We start from the raw sequence: 7,894 nt of genomic DNA on the forward strand, positions 1-7,894 counted from the left end.
ACCTCAACGCTCACAACCACCGCTCTTTACGGCAGCCGCTTGAGGGGGTTTGAAGCCAGCTTCCGACAGCAGACTTCGGTGGGCCGACCACCATCTCCTCCTGAGCTTATGCTACATACTGGCTGCACTCCCTATGCTGCTAGTTTGTATGCCTGCGGCACACTTTCTATGATGAAACGCTTTGATAACATTACCTTATCCCGCACTGAGAGCGCTTTTGCCTTCATGTTACTGCGCGTATCCGTTATCAATGTCACGCCTGTTGCGTTTAAATCATCAAACAGAGCCTGACAGAGGTATTCCTGTCTCCGTAAAGCGTTCCTGTTAATCCCGTTGCTAACTCACGGACAGGCTCCCGATCATCGACATTACCCGGAGTGAGTTTGACTGACACAATTTCTCCTTGATGATTGACTATCAGAGGCAGCTTAAAACCGAAAAACCATCCTATTGACCCTTTTCCTCGTTTCGCTATGCCGTCAAATAGCTGCAAAACTGAGGAGACGACGCCCAGGAACCGGGTATAGCTGAGCAGAGTGGAATGAATACACGGCAAAAATCATCGACATCGCAGAAGAGTTCAACTAGTTTATCCATGCCTGTTCCTGATAAGATCGCTTTTTTCTGGGTCGAAAATTCTGCTCTTGGAACAGGCAGTTAGTTCCATTTTTTTTATCCAAAGTTCAGGTTATTTTAGCTCTTCATTAATGGCCTGCCGAACAATCAACTTTGCGGCCCAACTCGTTAAGTTGATAATTTCATCATTTTCTAAACCAAAAGTATCTTTCAGAATAGTCATAGCCTCTGTACCATATAAAACTGAAATCAACATAATAATCTTATGTATTGTGTCATCGTTAAGCTGACCTTTTAGCGGCGCTAACGCCGCAGAAAGTGTCTCTTTACGGTTACTTTTTTTCTTCAAAACAGGTCGTTTGTGGTTATCTTCACCGGATAAAGATTCCTGCCAGCGTAACTGAGAAATGCGTAAAGCATCTCTCATCAGTGCCTCATTGGCTTCTATTTCTTCATAACCCCATCTTAATAATTTCTCAATATTTTCCTCTGCATCATTGCCCATAGGGGGGATAACGAATGATCCAATGACTTGTTTTACAACATACTCGACAAAATCACTGTGGGTTGAAAAGTAGCTGCGCAACGTGACCTTCGCATATTCAGCTTCATTAGCAATCTCTTCAGGAGACGGAAATTTTTTTTCACGATATAACTTCAGAGCTGAATGGGTGATACGTTCCAGGGTACGACGCCGAACTGGTGACAGATTTTCTTTATCAAACAGAATCATTTAACCCCCTTAAAATTTTAACTATATAGCATTCGCAGTAATAAATATCACTAATGATAAAAAATAACTTGCATGTTGTAAAATATTACAATAGGTTTACATTAGTCTTTGAACTAAGTATGCCACATGGGGTGAACACTATGACGCGATTTGTGGTTGTTGTTGGCACAGCAGACACAAAACTGGACGAGCTGGTCTGGTTGAAATGTTGTTTACACCTCGCAGGTGTTGATTCAATCATCATTGATGTGTCTACATCAATTCCAGGGAAAAATCATCAGAATAAAAAGATAGATATTCATTCACTTCAGGTGGCTGAGTATCATCCCGCCGGCGCTGATCCCATTTTTTGTGGCGTGCGGAATAAAGCGATAACAGCAATGTCTGTCGCCCTCACGAATTTCCTGAACAGTTCAATCGACGATATCGCGGGAGTGATTGGTATCGGCGGCTCAGGCGGAACAGCGCTGATTACTCCGGCTATGCAAAGTCTGCCGATCGGTTTGCCTAAAATCATGGTATCAACGATGGCGTCAGGGAATGTCTCAGCCTACGTTAGGGACAGCGATATTGCCATGCTGTATACGGTAACCGATCTCAACGGACTAAACCGTATTTCTCGTTCAATATTATCTAATGCTGCAAACATGATGGCCGGCTCTGTCAATTATTTTACGCCATTGGCTGATATTCATAAACCCGCTTTAGGGTTAACGATGTTCGGTATAACGACTCCGTGCATTAATCAGCTCACTAATGAGTTAAATACTCAATACGATTGCCTGGCTTTTCATGCTACCGGCAATGGTGGAACAAGCATGGAGAAATTGGCTAAAAACGGCAAATTGGTTTGTGTTTTAGATATTACATTAACAGAAATTGCCGATCTGTTATTTGGGGGTGTTTTGGGTTGTCCTGACACACGTTTAGACGTCATTGCAAAAAAAAGCATTCCATGGATCGGCAGTGCTGGTGCTTTGGACATAGTTAACTTTGGTGCAAAGGACACGATCCCAAAACGCTACAGCAATAGGCTATTTGTTGAACATAACTCTCAGGTGACATTGATGCGAACCACACCTGAAGAAAACTATCAGCTTGGTATCTGGATAGGGAACAAACTTAATAAGTGTAATGGCCCTATTCGATTCATTATTCCGGAAGGCGGATTTTCTGCGCTAGATTGCCCTGAACAACCTTTTTATTTACCTGCATCAACACAGGCTTTCTGTCATGGATTAAAAAAAACAATAAAACAAACAGAATTGCGAAAAGTTATAAAAACACCTTTTCACATCAATTCACCACAATTTTGTACTCTTGTAATACAACAACTCAAGGAAATTATAGAACACCAGGGAATTTCTTATGAAGAAAAAATATAATCAAATTATTGAAACTCTAAAACAAAAAGTCAAACGTAACGAAACTATTATTGGAGCGAGTGCGGGCACGGGTCTTTCGGCGCGTTGTGAGGAAGCCGGAGGGGCAGACCTCATTATCGTATATAATTCTGGACGCTTCAGAATGGCTGGCAGAGGATCATTAGCCGGATTAATGCCATACGGTAATGCAAATGAAATTGTCAGAGAAATGGGTAATGAAATATTGCCGATAGTTAAGGAAACACCTGTATTGGCGGGTGTCTGCGGTACTGATCCATTCTGTAATTTATCTCTTTTCCTGGATGAACTGAAGGCACAAGGTTTTGCTGGTATTCAGAACTTCCCAACAGTAGGACTTATTGATGGAAAGTTCAGAAAAAACCTGGAAGAAACAGGCATGGGCTATGCACTGGAGGTGAAGCTAATCCGCCTGGCACATGAAAAAGGAATGATTACCACTCCTTATGTTTTCAATACAAAAGAGGCTGAGGCTATGGCACAAGCAGGTGCTGATATCATCGTCGTACATCTGGGGCTAACCACTGGCGGTGATATTAGTGCTAATACATCATATGATCTGAAATCTTGTATACCAATCATTAACGCTTGTGCTTCGGCAGCTAAAACTATCCGAAATGACATTATTACGTTATGTCACGGCGGCCCAATTTTGGAACCGGAAGATGTCGCCTATATTATGACTCATTGTCCCAATTGTCATGGGTTCTATGGCGCCAGTTCAATGGAGCGTTTGCCAACAGAACAAGCCATCAAACACACGATCCAGAAATTTAAAGAAATTAATCGGGATTAGTGGGAATTATACTTAAGCTATGTGGGAACTTAGTACCACAACCGTAATATCTGTTACGTTATGATGACGCATTGTTTTCTTTTCCTCAAAATATGGAAAGGTGCCCAATATGCCATACCCAGCCAACATATGCCTGTCTGGCTCCCTTATTTCATCCTACCAGGCCGCAGCAACTCAGCCTCACTTGTCTCCGGGGCTTACTCAGCAATGTTAACGAAAAAATGTCTGAACAGAAGCCCCTGCCGCATCACGCTGGGTTGCTGATCAGGGGCAGTCAGCAAACTGCTGGAGCCGCTGTATAAGACACTGCGTCGGTATGCCGGGAAAAGTGCACGGTGACGACATCCCGGTACCACCTCAGACCCTGGGAAGGGGAAAAATCAACCCGATGAGTATCGACAATATCGAATACCCTGTCGGCGATAATTTATGCCTTTAAACCGGAAAACCATCCAAAAATTTTCCGGTTTCATTTGAAAAAACTATTTTATTTCGTTTTTCAAAGCCCTACGGTGACATTCACCACTCGCTTTTTCATGCAAAGTAAACAACATCGGTAATAGAGAACTCAACGCCTCTAGGCTATGCCCGAGCTGACACAAACTCTCTGGCGTAAATTCATGGATGTTATTACTGGCAAACGACAACATTGAGTCACCAAGAAAAGTTACACCATGACACATGCCCATAGTATTTTCTTTGGATGATTCAATTAACTGACACAGTACAGTATCGCTAATACATGAAAAATCCAGTGATGCAATTGCATCCGACATGGCAGACCATAAGATATCCAGATCAGGTATATTACTGTCGTCGAGAATGTCTGGGATGCTACTGTGCATAATATTGCTTCTCAATTGATTTAGAAAAAATTAAAACCAAAGAAAAGTCTGTAAGCAAGGTATGTGCTTCGGTTTCTACATTAGATTGCGCGTTAAATGTATAACGCTTTGAGTATGAGGATATGTTACTATTCATATTAGCCATAGCATTAGTTCCCATAATGTTGTGGTCAGACGCTCTGATTGTGTTGCAGCACTTTCAGAGCGTTGCTTTTATGGTTCCTATAACTGTCACCATATTCTTTCGCCTGGAGATCAAGATCTCTTCCTCCTTTTCTGGTAACGGGAAGGCCAGATTTCATCAGGCTTCTGTCCCAGTGCGTTTGCAATAATTGTTTCACCTTTACACCAAGGTCTTTGCAAAGCATTAGATAACGTTGACGATGCCAGCCCTGATTCTCTAGAAACAGCCGCCAATGACGTTCCTTTCTTTTTCAACGCGGCGATAATATCTGCCGAATGCCAATCTTTTTTCTCCACAAGAATTCTCCAATAAGATATATTTCGTGCTACATACAATTTTGATGGCACGTTTTACTTCAATTTGTATTTCAATTAGCCTAAAAGGTTACCAGTGCAAGCTACCCCTATTTATAGGATTACTTGTACTAGAGTATAGTACAGATCTAAATTGAGACCTTGGAAAGAAAATATTAACTCAATTGAGATAATTTCACTTATTAATTTCAGGAAATCTGTTTTTTCAGGTGGTTATATGGTTAAAAAGAGAAAGGAAGCACAGCATAATATGGATTCTTTTGAGCAAGACCAAAAAGAAACCTTTAAGGAGAGACTTCTTTATCTTATCGGCAGCCGTAGTGTAAGAACCGCAGCTAAAGAATGGGGATTATCGTATTCAACACTGAATAACTACATCATAAGGGACTCAATCCCTGCTCTCAATGTAGCTCAATCAATCTGCGATATTGAAGGTGTCACCCTAGATTGGCTTGCAACTGGTGATCATCAGTTACAACCTCACAATCAAACCACAACCATTCATGAACAACTAAAAAGCTCAACGGAAAGAAGCACAGCATGGCAATCTATTTTAGATTCATTGGAAGATAAAGATGTAGATGCATTAATAAGACTAATTCACCGCAAAGGTATAGAAGGGATACTTGCTGAACCCCCTAAAACCAAAACATCTACAATTGAAGATACCATCAATGAATTGCCTATTAGAGAAACTCTTAAACAAGCAATAAAGATAGCTTTAGCTGGGAATGAATCAACAGATAAAGAAATTTTGCTTTACATTACTACACTGATAAGTCAAGAAAAAAATTAAACACCGTCAATTAATGATCATAATAGTGTAGAGTAAACACAAGGTATAGAATGACGATACCTTTCAATTCTCACTTAGCCAACTGGATAACTAAGTAAATGTGCAGCACATTAAGAAGCAACACGGAGAACTAAGTGTGTGGATCAATTGGGTAGAACACACAAAGAGTAATTACGAACTTGGCAAACTAACCTAAAAACTCACCATCCTTCAATAAGGAAGTCATTGACAAATCTTTATCAATCTAACGAATAAATCAGCACTCAACGATAACAGGACACTTTGTTAACGTACCTGTACGTTCAGCCAGATCAAAAGCAGCCTTAGCTCGACGCATGCCTTCAATTTTGCGCTCTTTTACGGACATTTGCTTAAGTTCAGAAATTCGGTGTTTTGATTGCATAACCTTCCCCTATCATCATTTAGTACTACAGCTATAAAAACCAAAAATCTGTGTTTTTCTGATGTTCACGATGCTGAGAAACCGCATGACTTAAAGCTTTCTTATGAATATACCTTCTGTTGAGACAAAAAAGATGTACGATTGATTATAGTACTAACAAATGCCTGTATATAGGATTTCCGTATACTAATTTTTGCCTTTTTAATTAAAAAAGCGAGAAAACCCCTGTTGATTTCTCCACAAAGGGTTTACCCCAAATATCTTTCGGCATCAGCAGCATGATTTCCATCATCTGTGACCCTAGCACGTTGCTGGCAGCAATAGCCACAATCAGCAACAGGGATCCTACAGCAACAAACAGATAGCGTCAAACACCCTACTGTTAAGGCAAAAAACCATCAATATGCTATTGACATCTTTCTCTTCTCTGGTAGCATAAGCATCGACAACGCTCGCTACCTTCCTCCGGGAACGTAAGCGGGCTTTTTTTATGGAATTTTAATCATGGTTCATATCCCCTACGCAAAGTCGCATCGCAAACCTATAGACCTTATTAGTGATTTAGAGGAAAAGGGACTAAATTTCAAAGATAAAGCATTAGCCGAACACATATTATCATTTATCAGCTATTATCGTTTTAAAATTTATCTATTCCAGTTCATGTATCAAGATGAAGAAGGAAAAAAGCAATTTCGTGATGGCATTTTTTTTGAAAACGGCCTTGATATTTATCGTTTCGATGAATCATTACGCAATTACATATTTCGCATAATTTCTCGACTCGAAATAAAATTTCGTAGTAGGCTAGATCACACTATATCAGAATATACAGATGATCCATTTTGGTATCTCGACGATAAAAACTTCTTTAATAAAAAAGAAAAGACAATAAACTTATTACGTTCAAAGTTATCAAATTCATTTACATCTTGTAATGAAAAATATGCCACTCATTATAAGGAAAAGTACTATAATGAGAAAAATGATAATTATAAATCCCTACCCCCTTTTTGGATTATCGGTGAATTAGCAACATTGGGAAATATATTTGTTATTTACGATTGCTTGGACAAACGTCGTTTTCAAATATCAGAACGAGAAAACATCCTTAACAATTTAGCCAAAGAATTTGGCGTAAAAAAATTTGAAACGCTGGTTGGATGGATTAGTGGATTAAGAGATGTAAGAAACAAATGTGCACATCATAATCGTCTTTGGAATTCAAATTTAAGAGCCCCAGCAGAAATTATCCCACACCTTTCTATACCTCCAACTAATAACAATCGTATCTATGTTTTTCTTGCAACCCTTCACCATTTAAGCAAAATCTTAAAACTGGGCGTAAACGTGGGCCAAGATATTCACACTTTAACACATGAATTCCCAAGAGTAATACCACTGTTACATTCTGCTGGTTTTCCAGAAAGCTGGAATACAGATCCATTCTGGGAACTTTAGAGTTATCATATATTTTGGCGATGCAAAAATATCTTAATACATGGTTAAAATTTGCCAATAATACTAAAACAATATCCTTTACATCCCATATTAACTTGACAAACGAAAAGGTAAGCTGAGTTACACATACCTTACCAACCAAAAAATTTGTACCTATAAATAACGTTTCATAATTCTGCTACACATGAGTTTCTTCAACCCATTGTTATACATAGAATTATGAGTAGTATAAGATGCAGCGCTATTTTGGAATTTTATTTATACCCGTTTAACTTGAAGATGCAGGATTCAGAACCTGGAAGTTGTCATTAATACGGCACGACAGATTCCCGGCAAGTTCCGGTAATATTTCCGTAAAAAAGCGATGTATTGCCTGCCTGAACAAA

General features: G+C 39.6%; 9 protein-coding genes and 2 pseudogenes. 4 read left to right on the forward strand and 7 right to left on the reverse strand.

Annotation, left to right across the window (positions count from 1 at the left end; translation table 11 throughout):
* Positions 1-158: 158 nt before the first annotated feature.
* Positions 159-597, reverse strand: a pseudogene (locus CKY02_RS21850) (transposase); the annotation flags it as partial.
* A gap of 91 nt (positions 598-688) precedes the next feature.
* Positions 689-1,309, reverse strand: coding sequence for a TetR/AcrR family transcriptional regulator (locus tag CKY02_RS21855; RefSeq protein WP_112896883.1), 621 nt, complete (start codon positions 1,307-1,309; stop codon positions 689-691).
* Between the two features lie 140 nt (positions 1,310-1,449).
* Between CKY02_RS21855 and CKY02_RS21860 the strand changes: the two genes are divergently transcribed.
* Together CKY02_RS21860 and CKY02_RS21865 are read left to right on the forward strand one after the other, a co-directional pair.
* Entirely contained in the window at positions 1,450-2,694 is a 1,245-nt protein-coding gene (locus tag CKY02_RS21860) for a Tm-1-like ATP-binding domain-containing protein (protein WP_112896884.1), read from the forward strand.
* The gene (locus CKY02_RS21865) at positions 2,678-3,508 is read left to right on the forward strand and encodes a phosphoenolpyruvate hydrolase family protein (RefSeq protein WP_112896885.1); all 831 of its coding nucleotides are present in this window, start codon (positions 2,678-2,680) and stop codon (positions 3,506-3,508) included. Before CKY02_RS21860 ends, CKY02_RS21865 begins: the two co-directional genes overlap by 17 nt.
* Positions 3,509-3,990: 482 nt before the next feature.
* Here the strand turns inward: CKY02_RS21865 and CKY02_RS21870 are convergent, their stop codons facing one another.
* Together CKY02_RS21870 and CKY02_RS21875 are read right to left on the reverse strand one after the other, a co-directional pair.
* Positions 3,991-4,353 (reverse strand): hypothetical protein, encoded by a 363-nt coding sequence (locus tag CKY02_RS21870; protein ID WP_065823520.1) that lies wholly within the window; start codon positions 4,351-4,353, stop codon positions 3,991-3,993.
* A 255-nt stretch (positions 4,354-4,608) separates the two neighbouring features.
* Positions 4,609-4,833, reverse strand: a complete 225-nt coding sequence (locus tag CKY02_RS21875; RefSeq protein ID WP_040150364.1) for a helix-turn-helix domain-containing protein — start codon at positions 4,831-4,833, stop codon at positions 4,609-4,611.
* A gap of 235 nt (positions 4,834-5,068) precedes the next feature.
* Between CKY02_RS21875 and CKY02_RS21880 the strand changes: the two genes are divergently transcribed.
* A complete protein-coding gene (locus CKY02_RS21880; protein ID WP_112896886.1) occupies positions 5,069-5,647 on the forward strand; it encodes a helix-turn-helix domain-containing protein in 579 nt (192 codons plus the stop codon).
* A gap of 256 nt (positions 5,648-5,903) precedes the next feature.
* On the opposite strand, the gene CKY02_RS25055 is transcribed toward CKY02_RS21880, so the two are convergent.
* Positions 5,904-6,050, reverse strand: coding sequence for a hypothetical protein (locus CKY02_RS25055; protein ID WP_167405357.1), 147 nt, complete (start codon positions 6,048-6,050; stop codon positions 5,904-5,906).
* A gap of 205 nt (positions 6,051-6,255) precedes the next feature.
* Positions 6,256-6,387 (reverse strand): hypothetical protein, encoded by a 132-nt coding sequence (locus CKY02_RS26475; protein ID WP_262405196.1) that lies wholly within the window; start codon positions 6,385-6,387, stop codon positions 6,256-6,258.
* A gap of 167 nt (positions 6,388-6,554) precedes the next feature.
* Here CKY02_RS26475 and CKY02_RS21885 point away from each other — a divergent pair, with 167 nt between their 5' ends.
* Positions 6,555-7,508: an Abi family protein gene (locus CKY02_RS21885; protein ID WP_112896887.1), complete on the forward strand. Its 954-nt coding sequence runs from the start codon at positions 6,555-6,557 to the stop codon at positions 7,506-7,508.
* Positions 7,509-7,776: 268 nt separating this feature from the next.
* Here CKY02_RS21885 and CKY02_RS21890 read toward each other — a convergent pair.
* A pseudogene (locus tag CKY02_RS21890) lies at positions 7,777-7,894 on the reverse strand (IS630 family transposase); the annotation flags it as partial.

This window comes from Photorhabdus bodei (genome assembly GCF_003287735.1).
GTDB lineage: Bacteria > Pseudomonadota > Gammaproteobacteria > Enterobacterales > Enterobacteriaceae > Photorhabdus > Photorhabdus kayaii.